We start from the raw sequence: 15,247 nt of genomic DNA on the forward strand, positions 1-15,247 counted from the left end.
AGGCGTTGGTGGCAGTTCAGCGGGTAACTGATTTGATATCAAGACTTCCAAAATGGATTGAGTATGGGGCCTTTGTGCTGGCCCTGGTGGCTGGGTGTATCAATGCGATTGGTCTGCTGGGCTTTGAGCATCAGTCGGTGTCCCATCTGTCCGGCACGGCCACCCTGCTGGGTACCTCGGTGTTGGGGAACCCGGCCACCGTCAGCCTGCACCTCGCCGGGGTGCTGTTCGCGTTCTTCCTGGGCGCCTCGTTGTCAGGCTATCTGCTCCATGGCAGTACCCTGAGGCTGGGGCAACATTACGACACGGCGCTGGTGGTGGAGTCGCTGCTGCTCTTCGGGGCGTTCTATCTGCTGTCCGGGGGCTCCTTCTACGGCATGTTCGCGGCCTCGGCGGCCTGTGGCCTCCAGAATGCCATGGCCACCCAGTATAGCGGCGCTGTGGTGCGCACCACCCACCTGACCGGGATCTTCACGGATCTGGGCATCATGCTGGGGGCTTTCCTGAGAGGGGAGGGTTTTGATCGGCGCAAGGCATTGCTGTTCCTGATCATTATCTCCGGATTTATTGCAGGGGGTACTCTGGGAGCCATGCTGTTTGAGGCTCTGAAGTTTAAATCCCTGCTGGTGCCCGGCACGGTGTGCCTGGTGCTGGCAGGCTGCTATCGGCTCTACTCGGCCAGGTATCGGCAGGCGCCTGACCAGTAACTCGATGGCCTTGCAGTCGCCTGATCTACCATCGCACGGGAACTTGCCAGGTTGTGCGTGCTCATAAAGCCGAAGGAGGATTTCCCATGAACAACAATGTCATCACCGTGTCGATCCTGTTGCTGGCACTGACGAGCCCGGCAGCGTTGGCGGCAGAAAAGTCGGACTACGCCGGGCAGGAGCATCGGGCGATCAAGGCGCTGTCGGAAACGGAGGTCGCTGACCTGCTGGGCGGCAAGGGCATGGGCTACGCGAAGGCAGCGGAACTCAATGGCTACCCCGGGGCGGCCCATGTCCTGGAACTGGGCGACAAACTGAACCTGACGCCGTCACAACGGGAACGCACCCAGGCCATTTTTGACCGCATGCAGGCATCGGCCCAGGCGCTGGGCGCGGAGCTGGTGGCGGCGGAAAGCGCCCTGGATCGTGCGTTCGGAGACCGTAGCGTTGACGAATCGACGTTGTCGGAACGGGTCGCGGACATCGCCCGCATCGAATCCCAACTGCGGGTGGTTCACCTGAAGGCCCACCTTGAGCTGACCGGCCTGCTGGATGACCACCAGGTCGCCCGGTACAGCGTGCTGCGGGGCTATGTCGATGGCGACCCGCACCAGGGCGGGCATGGCCACCATCAGGGACATTAGTGGCAATGGGCCTGTTGCTGCTGCGTCGGTGTCCCTCGGGTATCGGGAAATGATGATCAAATGGGGTCAGTCGGTAGCAGAGGGACACATTGATGAACGACCGCGAGCACCAGCGCCTGATCGAGGAGGCCATCCCCGACGTCCGTGACGGGCTGACCCGTACCGAGCGGCTGATCCTGTACGTACTGAGCGAGACCCAGAAGGAGCTTGGCGGGCGCAATGTGCCCACCGTCATGCTCTACGGTCGGGTGGTGGAGTACATCAATATCACCGAGCAGGAGCTGCACCTGTACCTGGACCGCCTGGGCGTGAAGGGTGACGGGACCTGAAAATGGTCCGGTCTACTCCGTGCCCGGGGCCAGGCGGTAGCGGCGTTCGGGCCGCCCGACGGTGCCGTAGGTGACTTCCGCCGTCAGTTCATCGGTACTCACCAGGTATTCCAGATAGCGGCGGGCAGTGGTGCGTGAGGCGCCGATCTCCTGGCCCACGGCTTCCGCGCTCCAGTCCCCGTTGGTGCGGACCACCTCGCGGATCTTGTCCAGGGTGAGGGCGTCGATGCCCTTGGGCAGGCGGGGGGCGGCGGGCTCCCCGGCGGATTCCGGCGGCGTGCGGGGCAGCAGGGCGTCCACTTCCTTCTGGGCGACATCACCCAGGCTGTCCAGGGTCTCCCGGTGCTCGCGATAACGCTGGATCGCCGCCTGCAGGCGCTCGAACACCAGCGGCTTGAGGATATAGTCGAACACGCCACCCCGCAGGGCGCTGCGCAGGGTATCCACTTCCTTGGCGGCGGTAATCAGGATGACATCGCTGGGGCTGTCGCTGGCCCGCAGTTCCCGCAGCAGTTCCAGGCCATTGCCATCCGGGAAGTACACATCCAGCAACACCAGGTCCGGGCGCAGCACGTCGATCTGGTCCCGGGCGTCGGCGAGGGTGTGGGCCAGTCCGCACAGTTCCACGCCGTCCATGCGTTCCACAAAACGCCGCTGGATCTCGGCAATCTGGGTATCGTCTTCAACAATCAACAGGCGAATGGTGTTCAAACGGCGTTAACCTCGCTGCATCCGGCGGTTCGGGTCGGATTCGGGCACCTTTGACAGGTACAGTGTAAACCGGCTGCCGGACGGCTGCAGCGACTCCACCGTCACCGAGCCGCCCCAGCGGTCCACGAACTGGCGCACCAGGTACAGGCCTATGCCGCGGTCGCCGTCACCCTTGCCACTGACGCCGCGTTCGAAGATCCGGTCCTGCTGGTTGGCGGGAACGCCTGGCCCCTGGTCCTCCACTTCAAAGATCAGGTCATGGCCCAGGTCGGTCATGCTCAGGTGCACGATGCCACCTTCGCCCCGGTGCTGGCGGGTGGCTTCCAGGGCGTTGTCGATCAGGTTGCCCAGGGCACTGACCAGCTGGTCCCGGGGCAGGCTGTCGGGCACGTCCGCCATCTGGCTGTCCGGGTCGATCACCAGGCGCAGGCCCATCTCCCGGGCGCGGTTGTACTTGCCCAGCAGGCAGCCGGCCAGCACCGGGTCCGGTACCGCTTCCAGCAACAGGTGGATCAGGGCCTGGTGATCACTCACTTCGCTGCCAATCAGCGCCAGGGCCTCGTCGTTGGCGCCAATCTGGATCAGCCCGGCAATGGTGTGCAGCTTATTGGAGTACTCATGGGTCTGGCTGCGCAGTGTGTCCGCGTACTGCTGGATGCGGGTGAGCTGGCGGCTGACCTGGTCCAGCTCGTCCCGCAGCCGGAAACTGGCCACTACGCCAATAATTTCGTCCCCCTGTCGCACCGGCAGCCGGTTGACGATCATCTGCCGGCCCTTGAGCCACACTTCCTGGTCGAAGGCGGACTCGCCGGTTTCCAGCGCTGCCATCAGGTTGTTGTCCGGCAGGATATCGCCAATGGGTTGGCCCGCCAGTCGGGTGTCCGGGTCCAGCCCCAGGGTTTTGATGGCGGTGCGGTTAAAGGTGGTGATGATGCCGTCGCGGTTGATGGCGATAATGCCTTCCCGCACCGACTGCAGGGTGGCGTCCCGTTCCTGGAACAGGCCGGCGATCTCCTCCGGCTCCAGGCCGAAGATGGCCCGCTTGAAGCGCCCGGCAATCACCATGGCGGCCAGCACGCTGCCCACCAGCATCAACCCCATCACCGTGTAGAGCACCAGGTTGTAGCGGCGGATCACGGAGAACACCTGCTCCAGGGAATAGCCCACCGACACGATGCCGATAATCTCGCCGTTGGCCGGGTCCACAATCGGCGACTTGCCCCGCATGGACTCGCCCAGGCTGCCCCGGGCCCTGGCAACATACGCCTGCCCCTGTTCCAGTGCCAGGGTACCCCGGTCACCGTCGTCATCCGCCATGGAATGACCGATACGCGTGGGGTCGGGATGGGCCAGGCGGATGGCGTTGTGGTCGCCGATCACGATGAACAGGGCCTGGTTGGTCTCCGTCAGTCGATCCGTCAGGGTGACCAGTGCGCTGGAATCCCGCTCACGCACGCCCTCAATCACCGCCGGCATGGCCGCCACGGTCTTGGAGACCATCAGCGCCCGCTGGCCGATCTCGTCGTACAGGGATTCACTCAGGTAGTAGCCGGCAAAACCGCCGATCAGGCCGGTCTGCAGGGCGCTGACCAGTCCCAGCACGAGGATCATCCGGGTTTTCAGTTTGAGCTTGCGGTAGGCGAACGGCATTCACTGACAACGTTTGTTATTCGGTATTGGGAGAAAGGGTACGTCAGGAACGGGGGTTTTGCCCGTGAACAATATGCACAAAACACCCGTTAAGTTCTTTAAAGGCATTACGCCCACAAACTTCATCGTTCCGTCACCGATTCGTAACCTGCGCCTTGAGCCTTCCCCCGGTTGTCACGCCTGACGCCAGAGGCACGACTCACAGGGAGTCATGCCCCGGGAAGGCACAACAACAAGATTGAGGTGCCAACGATGCTTATCAAACGATGCCTGTCATTCGTGGCCGTGGCCACGTTCAGCCTGTCTGCCCTTGCCTGGGAACCTTCCGGAAAAGTCGAATGCATTGCCCCCGCCGATCCCGGTGGCGGCTGGGATTTCACCTGCCGCAGCGTCGGCAAGGTGATGGAAGATCTCGATCTGGTTCCCCGCAGTGTGCAGACCATCAACATGGCCGGTGCCGGCGGCGGCGTGGCTTTCGCCCATACCGTCAGCAAGCGCAACGGAGAGGAGCAGGTGCTGGTAGCCGCCTCCACCGCCACCACCACCCGCCTGGCCCAGGGGCAGTTCCCGGGCGTGAACGCCGACATGGTGAACTGGATCGGTGCCCTGGGTGCCGACTACGGCATCATCGCCGTGGCCAAGGACTCGCCCTACCAGGACCTGCCATCGCTGATGGCGGCCCTTGAGGAGGACCCGCGCAGCGTGAAGTTTGCCGGCGGCAGCGCCAAGGGTGGCTGGGACCATCTCAAGGTGCTGATTGCCGCGAAGGAAGCGGGAGTGGAGGCCCTGCCGCGCATTCCCTACCTGTCCTACAACAACGGTGGCGAGGCCATGACCCAGGTGGTGGGTGGCCACGTGGACGCCTTCACCGGCGACATCACCGAGGCCCAGGGCTTTATGGATTCCGGCGACCTGCGGGTACTTGCCGTGCTGTCCGAGGAACGCCTGCCCGGCGACTACGCCCATATCCCCACCGCCCGCGAGCAGGGTATCGATGCCCTGGGTGCCAACTGGCGCGGTTTCTATATGCCGGCGGACATCTCCGACGAGGCACAGCAGTACTGGATCGACGCCATGGACACCATCTACCAGAGCGATGAGTGGAAGGCGGTGATGCGCCAGAACGGCCTGATGCCGTTCCATATGAGTGCTGGCGAATTCGAACGCTACGTGAAGACGCAGATCCAGGACATCGAGGACCTGTCCCGGGAAATAGGGCTGGTGCGGTGATGGCTGGCTTCAACGATCGAATCTTCGGCGTTGTCATGATCGTCCTGGCCGTGGCCTACGGCTGGGGCGCTCTGCAACTGCCGGAACCGTTTGGCGGCTCCGAAGCCGTCGGGCCCGACACCTTCCCGCTGGTGCTGGCCGTGGTGCTGGGGCTGTCCAGCCTCTACATGGTGGTGCGGCCGGACCCGGACAACGCCTGGCCCTGGAGCCGTACCGGGGTGGAACTGGTGATTGCGGTGGTGGTGCTGGTGCTCTACGCCGCGCTGCTGCAGCCGCTGGGCTTCATCATCAGCACGCTGCTGGCGGTGGGCACCCTGTGCTGGCGCATGGGCGCCCGGCCCCGCAATGCCTTTACCACCGGGGGCATTGCCGGCGTGGTGGTGTTCCTGGTCTTTACCTTTGCCCTTGATCTGGCACTGCCTTCCGGCCTGCTGGCGATCCTGGAGGTGAACTGATGGAAACCCTCGGATTCCTGATGGACGGCTTTGCCGTCGCGCTGGCGCCGGAGAACCTGATGTTCGCCCTGCTGGGGGCGTTCCTGGGTACCCTGATCGGTGCGCTGCCGGGCCTGGGCCCCGCCAATGGCGTGGCCATCCTGATCCCGCTGGCCTTCACCCTCGGGCTGGCGCCGGAAACCGCATTGATCATGCTGACGGCGGTCTACGCCGGGGCCATGTACGGCGGGCGTATCTCGTCGATCCTGCTGAATATTCCCGGTGACGAACCGGCCATGATGACCTGCCTGGACGGCTACCCCATGGCCCAGAAGGGCAAGGCCGCCGAGGCGCTGGCCATTTCCGCCATTGCCTCCTTCATGGGCAGCCTGATCGCCACCATTGGCCTGATCCTGCTGGCCCCTCTGCTGGCGAAGTTCGCGCTGACCTTCGGGCCGGCGGAGTACTTCGCGCTGTTTTTGCTGGCCTTTGCCACCCTCGGTGGGATCACCGGCAAGAATCCCATGAAGACCGTGGTGGCGGCCTGTATCGGCCTGATGATTGCCACCGTGGGCATGGACAACACCGGGGTGCAGCGGTTCACCTTCGGCACGCTGGAACTCTACGAGGGCGTGGACTTCATCATCGCCATCGTGGGCCTGTTCGCCATCTCCGAGCTGATGTTCTTTATCGAGGACAAGGCCGGCGGCGGCAAGGCGAAGATGGCGGTGAACAAGCTCAAGCTGTCCTGGAAGGATATCCGCGAGATCATGCCGTCCAGTGTTCGTGGCGGTATCCTGGGCTTCATTGCCGGCGTGCTCCCCGGTGCCGGCGCGTCCCTGGGCAGCTTTATCGGCTACACCCTGGAAAAGAAGGTGGTGGGCAAGAAAGGCTACTTCGGCGAGGGCGACCCCCGCGGCGTGGCCGGCCCCGAGGCGGGCAACAACGGCGCCTCCAGCGGTGCCCTGGTGCCCATGCTGACCCTGGGTGTGCCCGGCAGCGGCACGACGGCGGTGCTGCTGGCGCTGCTGATTTCCCTGAACATCACCCCCGGACCGCTGATGTTCACCCAGAACGCGGACATTGTCTGGGGCGTGATCGCGGCGCTGCTGATCGGCAACTTCCTGCTGCTGGTGCTCAATATCCCGCTGGTGGGCATCTTCGTGCGGCTGCTGTCGGTGCCGCCCAAGTACTTGCTGCCGGTGGTGACCATGGTCGCCTTCGTGGGGATCTATTCCATCAGCAACACCACCTTCGACCTCTACTTCATGGTGGCCTTCGGCGTGGCGGGCTATGTCTTCCGCAAGCTGGAGATTCCGCTGGTGCCGATCATCCTCGGCCTGCTGTTGGGCCCGGAGATGGAGAAGAACCTGCGCCATGCGCTGGACCTGTCCGACGGCGACTGGACCACCCTGTGGGACAGCGGCCTGGCCGTCGGCCTGTGGGTATTCGCCGGCCTGGGGCTGATCCTGCCCTACATTGTCGGCCCATTGCTGCGGCGGCGCATGAACTCCGCAATGAAGGAGGTACCGGTCTCGGACTGAGGCCACACACGCTTTTCAGCGACCAGCAACGTTAGTCATCGTTGCCTTTTGGGGTATCAGGTAAAGCCTGGTACCCCTTTTTTCTGGCTGGCGTTCAGCTTCCCCACCGACTATTTCGCGGCAACTTCGGGCTTGCCAAGGGTAGCGACGGCCATGGCCGCCGCCAGGTTGACGGCGATGCTGCCCACAATGGCCAGCGTGTAGTCCTGGCTCAGGTCATAGGCGTACCCCGCTGCCGTCGGACCCACCAGGGTGCCCAGGGCAACGCTGGTGTAGAGCACACCGATGATGCCGCTGACGTGGCGGCCACCGAAATAATCCATCACCAGTGCCGGCATCAGGGCGACGAAACCACCGTAGAAGGTGCCGAACGTCAGCCCGAAGATCGCCAGCGGCACCAGGCTGACGGAGACCGCCCAGATCACCAGGGTCGCCGCCATGCCGGCAAAGGCCAGGATCAGCGCGGTACGGCGTCCGATCAGGTCGGCCACATTGCCCAGCAGGAAACGCCCGATGGTACTGCCGACTCCCACCATGCCCAGCAAAAAGGCGCCTTCGCCCGCGCTCATGCCCTGGTCCGTGGCAAAGGGCACCAGGTGGACAAAGGGTACGAACAGGCCGAAGGAGGCAATCAACCCGGCAAAGTACAGGGTCAGGAAGGGGCGGCTGCGTATCGCCTGTTTCAGCTCGATGCCCTCGGAAACGCCGGACGGGGCGGGCTGAAGCGGTGGCCCGCCATCCGGCCCCAGGCCGCGGCTGCGGGGATCATTCACGATCAGCAGGGCCATGCTGATGCCCAGCACGGCAGAGAGAACGCCGAGGGAAATGTAGGCGCTGCGCCAGCCCAGGGTGCCAATCAGCAGGGCCGCCAGCAGGGGCATGATCAGGGTGCCGAAGCCGATCCCGCTCACTGCCAGACCGGAGGCAAAACCCCGACGGCGCGCGAACCAGCGCTGCACGGTGCCCACCGATGGCACGTAGGCGAAGCCCACCCCGAGACCGACACCCAGGCCATAGGCCAGGTAGACCTGGAGCAGACTCTGGGCGAAACCGGCCAGCACCAGGCCGCTCGCCACCAGCACCATCCCGATGATGGCCATCGGCCGGGAGCCAAACCGGTCAGCCAGGGGCCCGGTGACCACACCAAGGCCGAAATAGAGGAATCCCGCCAACGAGAACACCAGCGACACGGCCCCGCGGGACGCATTGAACTCCTGCTGCAGGGCATCCACGAAGGCGCTGAAACTGTAGGCGGCACCGAAGCCCACAAAGGTCACGGCAAAGGCTGCGGCCACCACGTACCAGCCATAGAACAGGGGCTGACGGCCTGGGGTATCGTTATGCAGGGGCCGGGTGGTGCGGCGGGTATCGTCTGGAGAGGTCATGACCGGGTCATCCTGATGAGTAGGTTACTGTTGTTTTTATAGGCTTATCTTCGTCCGCGCTTACGGATTGTGCAACCCCGCTTCCTGCTCTTGCCTGAAACAGGCCATTGACAGCGATCTCCGAATAGATGATAGTCATCATATGATGGTCGTAATCAAATGGAGAAAACGTCATGAATGCTGAAAGAACCGCCACTGAACAACCGACACCCCGGACCGGAAGTGGTCATCAGGCCGATGAGGTTTTCCAGGCCTTGATGACGCCGCAGCGGGTTCCGGCCACCGGGGAGGAACAGGCGCTGCTGGCCGGAGCGGTCAGCTTACGGGTACGGCACGGCGACAACAGACTGGCGGTCTGGCAATGGGGGCATGAAGGCCCCAGGGTCCTGCTGGTTCACGGCTGGAACAGCCGGGCGAGTCATCTGGGCCACTATATCCAGACCCTGCTGGCAGCGGGTTACCAGGTATTGGCGTTCGACGGGACCGGCCACGGGGAGTCCGAAGGCGGTCGCTCCAATGTGGTGGACCTGGGACAGGCGGTGCTCCGCGTCGTGGAAACTGCCGGTCCGGTGGAGGCGGCAATCGGGCATTCCATGGGGTCGCCGGCACTGCTGTACGCCTTTGCCCATGGTCTTGAGGTTCGCGCCAGCATTCATGTTGCCGGCCCCAGCTCCCTCAGAGGGGTGCTGTACCGGACCGCCGCTATGGCCGGGCTGGATACGGAGCAGCGGGATCGTCTGATTACCCTCATGGAAGCGGAAACCGGCATGTCAGTGGAAGAGATGGAGCTGACCCGGCTGGCCCAAGGGTTTCGTCACCCGGCGTTGATTGTCCATGACGCGGACGACCGCGAAGTGCCCGTCCAGGAAAGCCAGCAGCTTCACGCCGCCTGGACCGGGGCGACCTTGCACGTCGTTTCCGGACTGGGGCATCGTCGGGTGATCAGCGATCGCGCGGTGATTGAGCTTGGTCTGGAACTCCTGGGGCGGTACCTGCCGGTCAGTCGGACCGTGGCAGAGGAGGTCGGATCATGAACGCATAACCCTGGCGGACTCCGCTACTCTGCTGATCGTTGCCTGCGTCCTGCAGGCGCTGGGTACCTGTGCCGGTTTTGTCACGGCGCGGGCCCTTATCCGGTATGTTCTCTTTGTCATCCACGTCCTATAGGATATGAGTCAGCACGTTCTCCCCGTGGTGCAACAACAGGATAGCCTGCCAGGAAGGCCCACCACCATTACCTCCGGTTACACCAACAAAGGATCCGTGAATGTCTGACGATACCTATACCCCCCCGAAAGTCTGGAAATGGGAGCAGCAGGACGGCGGCAAGTTCACCAGCGTTAATCGCCCCATCGCCGGTCCTACCCATGACAAGGAACTGCCGGTTGGCAAGCATCCGATCCAGCTGTACTCCCTGGCCACGCCCAACGGCGCCAAGGTGACCATCCTGCTGGAGGAACTGCTGGAGAAGGGCATCAGGGAAGCGGAATACGACGCCTGGCTGGTGAAGATCATGGATGGCGACCAGTTTGGCAGCGGCTTCGTGGAGGTGAACCCCAACTCCAAGATCCCGGCCATGGTGGACCACAGCCAGGATCCGCCCCTGCGGCTGTTCGAATCCGGCTCCATGATGCTGTACCTGGCCGAAAAGTTCGGCGCCTTCCTGCCGAAGGACATCGCCGGGCGTACGGAGACCCTGAACTGGCTGTTCTGGCAGATGGGCAGCGCCCCGTTCCTGGGGGGTGGTTTCGGGCACTTCTATGCCTACGCCCCGGAGAAATTCCAGTATCCCATCGACCGTTACACCATGGAGGTGAAGCGCCAACTGGACGTACTGGACCGGCAACTGGCCAACAATCGGTATGTGGCCGGGGATGAATACACCATCGCCGATATGGCAATCTGGCCCTGGTACGGCCAACTGGTGACCGGCACCATCTACGATGCCCAGGAATTCATCGAGGCCCATACCTACACCAACGTGATCCGCTGGAGCAAGGAGCTTCAGCAGCGCCCGGGCCTGAAGCGCGGCCAGATGGTCAACCGGGTCTGGGGCGATCCCGCCGGTCAGCTACCTGAGCGCCATGATGCCAGCGACTTTGAGCTGAAGACCCAGGACAAGCTCGATACAGCGGAATAGCCCGTCGGGCAGGTCCCATCGCCGGATGGAGCAGGGTTCCGCTCCGTCCGGTGCTACTATCGCAGGCCCGTGATACTCGGTCACTGCTTTTGCGCACAGTCCTCAATCACCAGTGAACCCCTCTCGAACCGGATCTTGACGGGCTCCGGGGCGAACGGTTCGATATGCGCCGGAACCTCCTCCCGGGCAAACGTCGCTCGAAGGTATTCGTATACCTGTGGTTCTACGATCGGCCCCTCGTAAAAGTAGGCGGGGCCCTCTTTTTGAAAGGCCAGAACCGAGTATTCGCCGTTATAACGAGCAGGGATGGCTTCGGCGTTTTCAGAGGATATCGGGAAGATGGAGATGAAATCAGCCTGATCATCGGCTTCGAATTCATTCAGATAGTACGACCAGTCTCCGTAAGTTTCCTGAGGGGTTTGCTCGTCCGGCGCGATAACAATCATTACCGGCTGCCCTTCCTGCCAGGTTTTTTCAACATCGGCGAACCCTTCCGCCAATGCACCCATTGGACTGAACCATGGTAATACGGCGAGCGCCGCCACCAGTTGCATGAACTTTTTCATTGTCGGAACCATCATTTTTTCAACAGAATCGGCTGGTTGCGGGAAATCGAGAGTTGGTTAAAAGCAAACTTGAAGTCGTAGTCGTCGCTATCGGGATTAACCCGTTTGTCAAAGTGGGGTGTGTCCGGGCGACTGAAATTGCCTCCCCAGCGCAATCCGTGTTTGGTCATGGCATCAATAAACTGAGTTGCCGCCTGTGTTTCATTACCATTCCTGAAATCGCTGGAGGTATTCCAGGAGCCACCGTCGACAATATTGCAGTCAATGGCATGCCCGATAAGATGTTGGGATTTTGTTGCCGGTGGCACCACGGCACCTGACACAGCATTTCCGTTTACCCGAAAAGCCTGATTGAGGAATAGTTTGACTGAGAGTGTGCCAGCGGTCTGATCAGCAAACTTAAGCGATTCCAGGAATCCCAGCGATATAACGATCTCTCCCTGCTGAACCGCTTTGTGGGAAAGAACGCGGAAACCTGATGATAGTTCGATGTTTGCAAAATCGGCCGCTTGAACTCGAATGAGATCACCGGTTGTTCTGAAATCGCTCTTCAGCCAACGCGATATCTCCTCACAGAGCAAGGGATTCAGAGAGGAGGAAAGTGATCCATTGAACCGATGGGTATCCTGTACTACAGATTGGTTGGCGACACGCTGGGAATGACTCTTTGCATTCCAGGAAAACATCCGGAGGCTGCGCCTGGTCTTGGGGCCAAATTCGCCATCGATATCACCGGAGTATGTCCCCAGTTCCGCCAGATCAGTTTGCAGCCTTGCGACGTGATTCCCGGCTGATGTGCGCCGGGCCCCGTCCCATCGTCGATCCGAATCAGAATCTCCAGAGGTGAAGTTATAACCGCCATAACGGTGTTGCTGTGCCATTTGCACTCCTTGTCTGTTAGTGAGTCATTCCGTTGACAATTGCACGTTAAACATACTTGAAATCGCCATGGGAAACTATTGCGGGGAGTTCAGGTTTGTGGGCCCTTTGGAAAACCTGAAGACACGCGTGTTCTGCACTGACAATACGGTCCGTAAAATTAGGTTTAACGGACCGTACTGAGTGGCTTCACCTGTTGGCTGGCTTTCGTCGGTCTTCGACGATATGGCCATAACGGGTGAGATCGTTTTCATGGGCCGCATCCCGCCAGGGCTCTTCCAGGGCCAGCCTCTCCCATTCCTCCATGCCGGGCAATGACAGCATCCGTTGCAGGTATTGCTGACAGTTCTCGGGGGCCTTGAGCTGATAACCCCGGAACCGGAACACCACCGGCGCGAAGAAGGCATCCACGCCCGTGAACCTGTCGCCCGCCAGGAAGGGGCCGCCGAAGCTGGCCAGCCCCTGTTGCCACAGGGCAATGACCCGTTCGATGTCCCGTTCCAGTGGCTCGGGCATCCTGTTGAGGTGCACGGTGACACCGACATTCATGGTGCAGATGTCCCTCAGGGCGGCGAACCCCGAATGCATCTCGGCACAGGCGCTGCGTGCCCAGGCCCGGGCGTCGCTGTCTTCAGGCCAGACCCCGGCGTGGTCTTCCGCCAGGGTTTCCAGGATGGCCAGGGAATCCCAGGCCATCCGGCTGCCGTCCACCAGCATGGGCACCTTGCCGCTGCCGCCAAGGCCTCGATACTCCTGCCAGGCTTCCTGCTGGCCAAACGGAATCAGGTGTTCGTGAAAGTCCAGGCCCAGTTCCCGCATCATGAGCCAGGGCCGCAGGGACCAGGATGAGTAGTTCCGGTTGGCGATGTACAGGGTTTTCATTGTCGTGCTCCTTGTCGGGTCATGGGCGCCAGAAGGGCTTGTGGGCCTCGCGGCACAGGGTGCCCCGGGGGACTCCGATGTCCTTTTCCACCAGCGCCTGGTCCATGTCGCGCAGGCGGATCCTGAGGGCGGCCCGATAGCGGCTCCGTTGCCACCATTGGTGGAGTGTGGCGTTCAGTTTCTGGTGAAGTGTCATGGTCATGCTTCCCTCCCAATGGACGTCCGGGTTAAGGTGGAAGCCGGCTTCAGTGCCACATTAGGCGACGGTCGGGAGTCCGGTCCATCAGTATTTCGGCAACGGAGCGTTCGTAAATCATGAACATGAATAATCTCAAGCTCGACCGGCTACGGTCGTTCGTACTGGTGGCGGAGGAAGGCAACCTGACCCGGGCCGCACGGCGCCGGCACACCACCCCATCGGCGGTCAGTGAGCACTTGCGGCAACTGGAGGAAACCCTGCTGGTGACGCTGTTCGAACGCACCCGTCAGGGCATGACACTGACCCGGGAAGGCGAATTGCTGCTGCCACCGGCCCGCAAGGCTCTGGCGGGCGTCCGGGAAATGGCCGAGCTGGCGGGCCAGCTTGGACAGGCGCGACCGGTGTCGCTATCCCTGGGCATCAATGCCCCGCCGGAAAAGCTGGGAGTGGACCGGCTGATCCGCCAGTGCGCCAGCGACCTGCCGGAGATTTCCCTGGAGTTGCGCACCAGCACCTCAAACACGATCGTTCACCAGGTACTCCATGGCGAAATGGATTGCGGTTTCGTCTATGGAGACTGGTCGGACCGACGACTGTCACTGGCACCACTGATGGATATCGAGGTCTGTGTGGTGGCGCCGGCCAGCGTAGCCGCCGATGCCTTTCCGGACGCCGCTGACGACATTGCCAACCTGCCCTGGATCTGGCCGTCGGATACCTGCCCTTTCCACGGACTGCTACAGAAGCTGCTGGCCAAGGGCGGATCTGGTGGACGCCGGGTGGCCACGTCGGAGGACGAACACACCGCGCTGGCCATGGTGTCCGCCGGGCTTGGCTACGGGGTGGTAGAAGGGGCGCTGGCCCGTGACTGGCAGGCCCGTGGTCAGGTCACGGTGCTGGAGCGCCCCATGTTCCGGTCGCGGCTGAGTTTCTGCACGCTGGCCAACCAGCATGGGGCGGGTTCGCCGGTTGATCGGCTGGGGCGGCTGGTCCGGGAACAGGTGTTTGCGGTGGATCGCCAGGGCGTTTAGAGAGGTTCGGTTCCTGGCGGCAGTTCCAGGTGAATCACCCGTCGCGCATCCAGGTCAACGGGGGGCTGGTACACCTCGGAATAGTGCTTGCGCACCAGTTGGCGGATCAGCCCCGCCGATTCCGCCCGACGTAGCGCGGTGTTCAGGGTCCGGTACAGTTCCTGGCGCTCTGGAGAGACATAGAGGATATGGTCCTTGCGGTAGACCAGGACAAGGTTCTCCTCCACCGCCAGTTCCGGGTATTCGGGCCATTCCTCGGCGATTTCGTTGGCGCCCCGGGGCAGGTAGTCGACGCCCCGGTTGCCGGCGGCGACCATGCGGAACAGGCGCTTCCAGTCTCCGCCCAGGCCGGTGACCGGCAGATCGTTATGTTCCCATATCTGGTAATCCAGCCAGGTCTTGCCCATGCCGGCGGTGAGCTGGCGCTCCCGGATATCGTCCAGGTTTTCGATACCGTCGTACCGGTCCTGCTCGCCCTGGGGGATAAACAGGATACGCTGGCCGATCAGGTTGTTGGTCATGCCTACCTCAATGGGCAGGAAGCGACGGTCCCGGCTTGCCGTCTGACCCAGCATCATCACGCTGATATCGCCTTGCTTCAGCATCCATTCCAGGCGATTGTTGGGCATGTTGGGCGCCTGCTCCACGGTGACCTGGTAACCTTCCTGCTCCAGTACCCGGGTGAGCAGGTCCGACAGGTAGTCGAAATCGTTCAGGTCGCCCAGGGTCAGAACCACGGAGGGGGCGGCATGGGTCGGTCCCCAGGCCAGCACCAACAGGAATGTGAACAGGGTCGGCCAGCAGCGGGCACGACGGCTATGGTAAACAGGAGACTTCACAACACACCTATGTTTACGCGCCGGAGGCGAATCGACACATGCTAGGTCAGTTGCCGTCAGCGTACAAGTGAGTGCTT

The 15,247-nt window shown here is 62.3% G+C and carries 17 protein-coding genes; 9 read left to right on the forward strand and 8 right to left on the reverse strand.

The features are described from left to right. The first annotated feature begins 32 nt into the window (after positions 1–32). The 3 genes from ACJO2E_RS15290 to ACJO2E_RS15300 all read left to right on the forward strand — a co-directional run bounded on the left by ACJO2E_RS15290 (position 33) and on the right by ACJO2E_RS15300 (position 1,680). Positions 33–707 (forward strand): YoaK family protein, encoded by a 675-nt coding sequence (locus ACJO2E_RS15290; RefSeq protein WP_406964960.1) that lies wholly within the window; start codon positions 33–35, stop codon positions 705–707. 86 nt (positions 708–793) lie between these two features. Further along, positions 794–1,351 carry a Spy/CpxP family protein refolding chaperone gene (locus tag ACJO2E_RS15295; protein ID WP_406964961.1) on the forward strand — a complete coding sequence of 186 codons (558 nt, stop codon included), beginning with the start codon at positions 794–796 and terminating at the stop codon, positions 1,349–1,351. 92 nt (positions 1,352–1,443) lie between these two features. Beyond that, positions 1,444–1,680: a hypothetical protein gene (locus ACJO2E_RS15300; RefSeq protein ID WP_406964962.1), complete on the forward strand. Its 237-nt coding sequence runs from the start codon at positions 1,444–1,446 to the stop codon at positions 1,678–1,680. 12 nt (positions 1,681–1,692) lie between these two features. Here ACJO2E_RS15300 and ACJO2E_RS15305 read toward each other — a convergent pair whose 3' ends face one another. Continuing rightward, positions 1,693–2,391 carry a response regulator gene (locus tag ACJO2E_RS15305; RefSeq protein WP_406964963.1) on the reverse strand — a complete coding sequence of 233 codons (699 nt, stop codon included), beginning with the start codon at positions 2,389–2,391 and terminating at the stop codon, positions 1,693–1,695. Positions 2,392–2,397: 6 nt separating this feature from the next. After that, positions 2,398–4,041: an ATP-binding protein gene (locus ACJO2E_RS15310; protein ID WP_406964964.1), complete on the reverse strand. Its 1,644-nt coding sequence runs from the start codon at positions 4,039–4,041 to the stop codon at positions 2,398–2,400. A 252-nt stretch (positions 4,042–4,293) separates the two neighbouring features. Here ACJO2E_RS15310 and ACJO2E_RS15315 point away from each other — a divergent pair, with 252 nt between their 5' ends. Genes ACJO2E_RS15315 through ACJO2E_RS15325 form a run of 3 tightly spaced genes read left to right on the forward strand, consistent with a single transcriptional unit; the run spans position 4,294 to position 7,249 of the window. Continuing rightward, a complete protein-coding gene (locus tag ACJO2E_RS15315; protein WP_406964965.1) occupies positions 4,294–5,271 on the forward strand; it encodes a Bug family tripartite tricarboxylate transporter substrate binding protein in 978 nt (325 codons plus the stop codon). Beyond that, complete coding sequence (locus ACJO2E_RS15320) at positions 5,271–5,726, forward strand: tripartite tricarboxylate transporter TctB family protein (protein WP_406964966.1); 456 nt, start codon at positions 5,271–5,273, stop codon at positions 5,724–5,726. The genes ACJO2E_RS15315 and ACJO2E_RS15320 overlap by 1 nt, the downstream gene beginning before the upstream one ends. Continuing rightward, positions 5,726–7,249, forward strand: a complete 1,524-nt coding sequence (locus tag ACJO2E_RS15325; protein ID WP_406964967.1) for a tripartite tricarboxylate transporter permease — start codon at positions 5,726–5,728, stop codon at positions 7,247–7,249. Before ACJO2E_RS15320 ends, ACJO2E_RS15325 begins: the two co-directional genes overlap by 1 nt. A gap of 110 nt (positions 7,250–7,359) precedes the next feature. Here the strand turns inward: ACJO2E_RS15325 and ACJO2E_RS15330 are convergent, their stop codons facing one another. Beyond that, positions 7,360–8,634: an MCT family MFS transporter gene (locus ACJO2E_RS15330; protein WP_406964968.1), complete on the reverse strand. Its 1,275-nt coding sequence runs from the start codon at positions 8,632–8,634 to the stop codon at positions 7,360–7,362. Between the two features lie 173 nt (positions 8,635–8,807). On the opposite strand from ACJO2E_RS15330, the gene ACJO2E_RS15335 reads away from it, so the two are divergent. Both ACJO2E_RS15335 and yghU read left to right on the forward strand, forming a co-directional pair. After that, entirely contained in the window at positions 8,808–9,668 is an 861-nt protein-coding gene (locus ACJO2E_RS15335; protein ID WP_406964970.1) for an alpha/beta fold hydrolase, read from the forward strand. 233 nt (positions 9,669–9,901) lie between these two features. Further along, the gene (gene yghU / locus ACJO2E_RS15340; protein WP_406964971.1) at positions 9,902–10,774 is read left to right on the forward strand and encodes a glutathione-dependent disulfide-bond oxidoreductase; all 873 of its coding nucleotides are present in this window, start codon (positions 9,902–9,904) and stop codon (positions 10,772–10,774) included. Between the two features lie 80 nt (positions 10,775–10,854). Here yghU and ACJO2E_RS15345 read toward each other — a convergent pair whose 3' ends face one another. From ACJO2E_RS15345 to ACJO2E_RS15360, 4 genes are all read right to left on the reverse strand, one after another. After that, positions 10,855–11,340 (reverse strand): hypothetical protein, encoded by a 486-nt coding sequence (locus tag ACJO2E_RS15345; protein ID WP_406964972.1) that lies wholly within the window; start codon positions 11,338–11,340, stop codon positions 10,855–10,857. Positions 11,341–11,351: 11 nt separating this feature from the next. Further along, positions 11,352–12,221 (reverse strand): M15 family metallopeptidase, encoded by an 870-nt coding sequence (locus ACJO2E_RS15350; RefSeq protein WP_406964974.1) that lies wholly within the window; start codon positions 12,219–12,221, stop codon positions 11,352–11,354. Between the two features lie 187 nt (positions 12,222–12,408). Then, positions 12,409–13,101, reverse strand: coding sequence for a glutathione S-transferase family protein (locus ACJO2E_RS15355; protein WP_406964975.1), 693 nt, complete (start codon positions 13,099–13,101; stop codon positions 12,409–12,411). A 19-nt stretch (positions 13,102–13,120) separates the two neighbouring features. Beyond that, the gene (locus tag ACJO2E_RS15360; RefSeq protein WP_406964976.1) at positions 13,121–13,303 is read right to left on the reverse strand and encodes a DUF1127 domain-containing protein; all 183 of its coding nucleotides are present in this window, start codon (positions 13,301–13,303) and stop codon (positions 13,121–13,123) included. 113 nt (positions 13,304–13,416) lie between these two features. Between ACJO2E_RS15360 and ACJO2E_RS15365 the strand changes: the two genes are divergently transcribed. Continuing rightward, positions 13,417–14,331, forward strand: a complete 915-nt coding sequence (locus ACJO2E_RS15365; protein ID WP_406964978.1) for a LysR family transcriptional regulator — start codon at positions 13,417–13,419, stop codon at positions 14,329–14,331. Here the strand turns inward: ACJO2E_RS15365 and ACJO2E_RS15370 are convergent. Further along, complete coding sequence (locus ACJO2E_RS15370; RefSeq protein WP_406964979.1) at positions 14,328–15,170, reverse strand: transporter substrate-binding domain-containing protein; 843 nt, start codon at positions 15,168–15,170, stop codon at positions 14,328–14,330. The genes ACJO2E_RS15365 and ACJO2E_RS15370 overlap by 4 nt on opposite strands. Between the last annotated feature and the right edge of the window lie 77 nt (positions 15,171–15,247).

It is taken from the genome of Marinobacter shunpengi (genome assembly GCF_045449695.1).
Taxonomy (GTDB): Bacteria; Pseudomonadota; Gammaproteobacteria; order Pseudomonadales; family Oleiphilaceae; genus Marinobacter.

What these genes read in the sequence shown, in the direction of transcription:
- ACJO2E_RS15295 (WP_406964961.1), top strand. Translation starts at nt 794, where the DNA reads ATGAACAACAATGTCATCACCGTGTCGATCCTGTTGCTGGCACTGACG.
- ACJO2E_RS15300 (WP_406964962.1), top strand. Translation starts at nt 1,444, where the DNA reads ATGAACGACCGCGAGCACCAGCGCCTGATCGAGGAGGCCATCCCCGAC.
- ACJO2E_RS15310 (WP_406964964.1), bottom strand. Translation starts at nt 4,041, where the DNA reads ATGCCGTTCGCCTACCGCAAGCTCAAACTGAAAACCCGGATGATCCTC.
- ACJO2E_RS15315 (WP_406964965.1), top strand. Translation starts at nt 4,294, where the DNA reads ATGCTTATCAAACGATGCCTGTCATTCGTGGCCGTGGCCACGTTCAGC.
- ACJO2E_RS15320 (WP_406964966.1), top strand. Translation starts at nt 5,271, where the DNA reads ATGGCTGGCTTCAACGATCGAATCTTCGGCGTTGTCATGATCGTCCTG.
- ACJO2E_RS15325 (WP_406964967.1), top strand. Translation starts at nt 5,726, where the DNA reads ATGGAAACCCTCGGATTCCTGATGGACGGCTTTGCCGTCGCGCTGGCG.
- ACJO2E_RS15330 (WP_406964968.1), bottom strand. Translation starts at nt 8,634, where the DNA reads ATGACCTCTCCAGACGATACCCGCCGCACCACCCGGCCCCTGCATAAC.
- ACJO2E_RS15335 (WP_406964970.1), top strand. Translation starts at nt 8,808, where the DNA reads ATGAATGCTGAAAGAACCGCCACTGAACAACCGACACCCCGGACCGGA.
- yghU (WP_406964971.1), top strand. Translation starts at nt 9,902, where the DNA reads ATGTCTGACGATACCTATACCCCCCCGAAAGTCTGGAAATGGGAGCAG.
- ACJO2E_RS15345 (WP_406964972.1), bottom strand. Translation starts at nt 11,340, where the DNA reads ATGAAAAAGTTCATGCAACTGGTGGCGGCGCTCGCCGTATTACCATGG.
- ACJO2E_RS15350 (WP_406964974.1), bottom strand. Translation starts at nt 12,221, where the DNA reads ATGGCACAGCAACACCGTTATGGCGGTTATAACTTCACCTCTGGAGAT.
- ACJO2E_RS15355 (WP_406964975.1), bottom strand. Translation starts at nt 13,101, where the DNA reads ATGAAAACCCTGTACATCGCCAACCGGAACTACTCATCCTGGTCCCTG.
- ACJO2E_RS15360 (WP_406964976.1), bottom strand. Translation starts at nt 13,303, where the DNA reads ATGACCATGACACTTCACCAGAAACTGAACGCCACACTCCACCAATGG.
- ACJO2E_RS15365 (WP_406964978.1), top strand. Translation starts at nt 13,417, where the DNA reads ATGAACATGAATAATCTCAAGCTCGACCGGCTACGGTCGTTCGTACTG.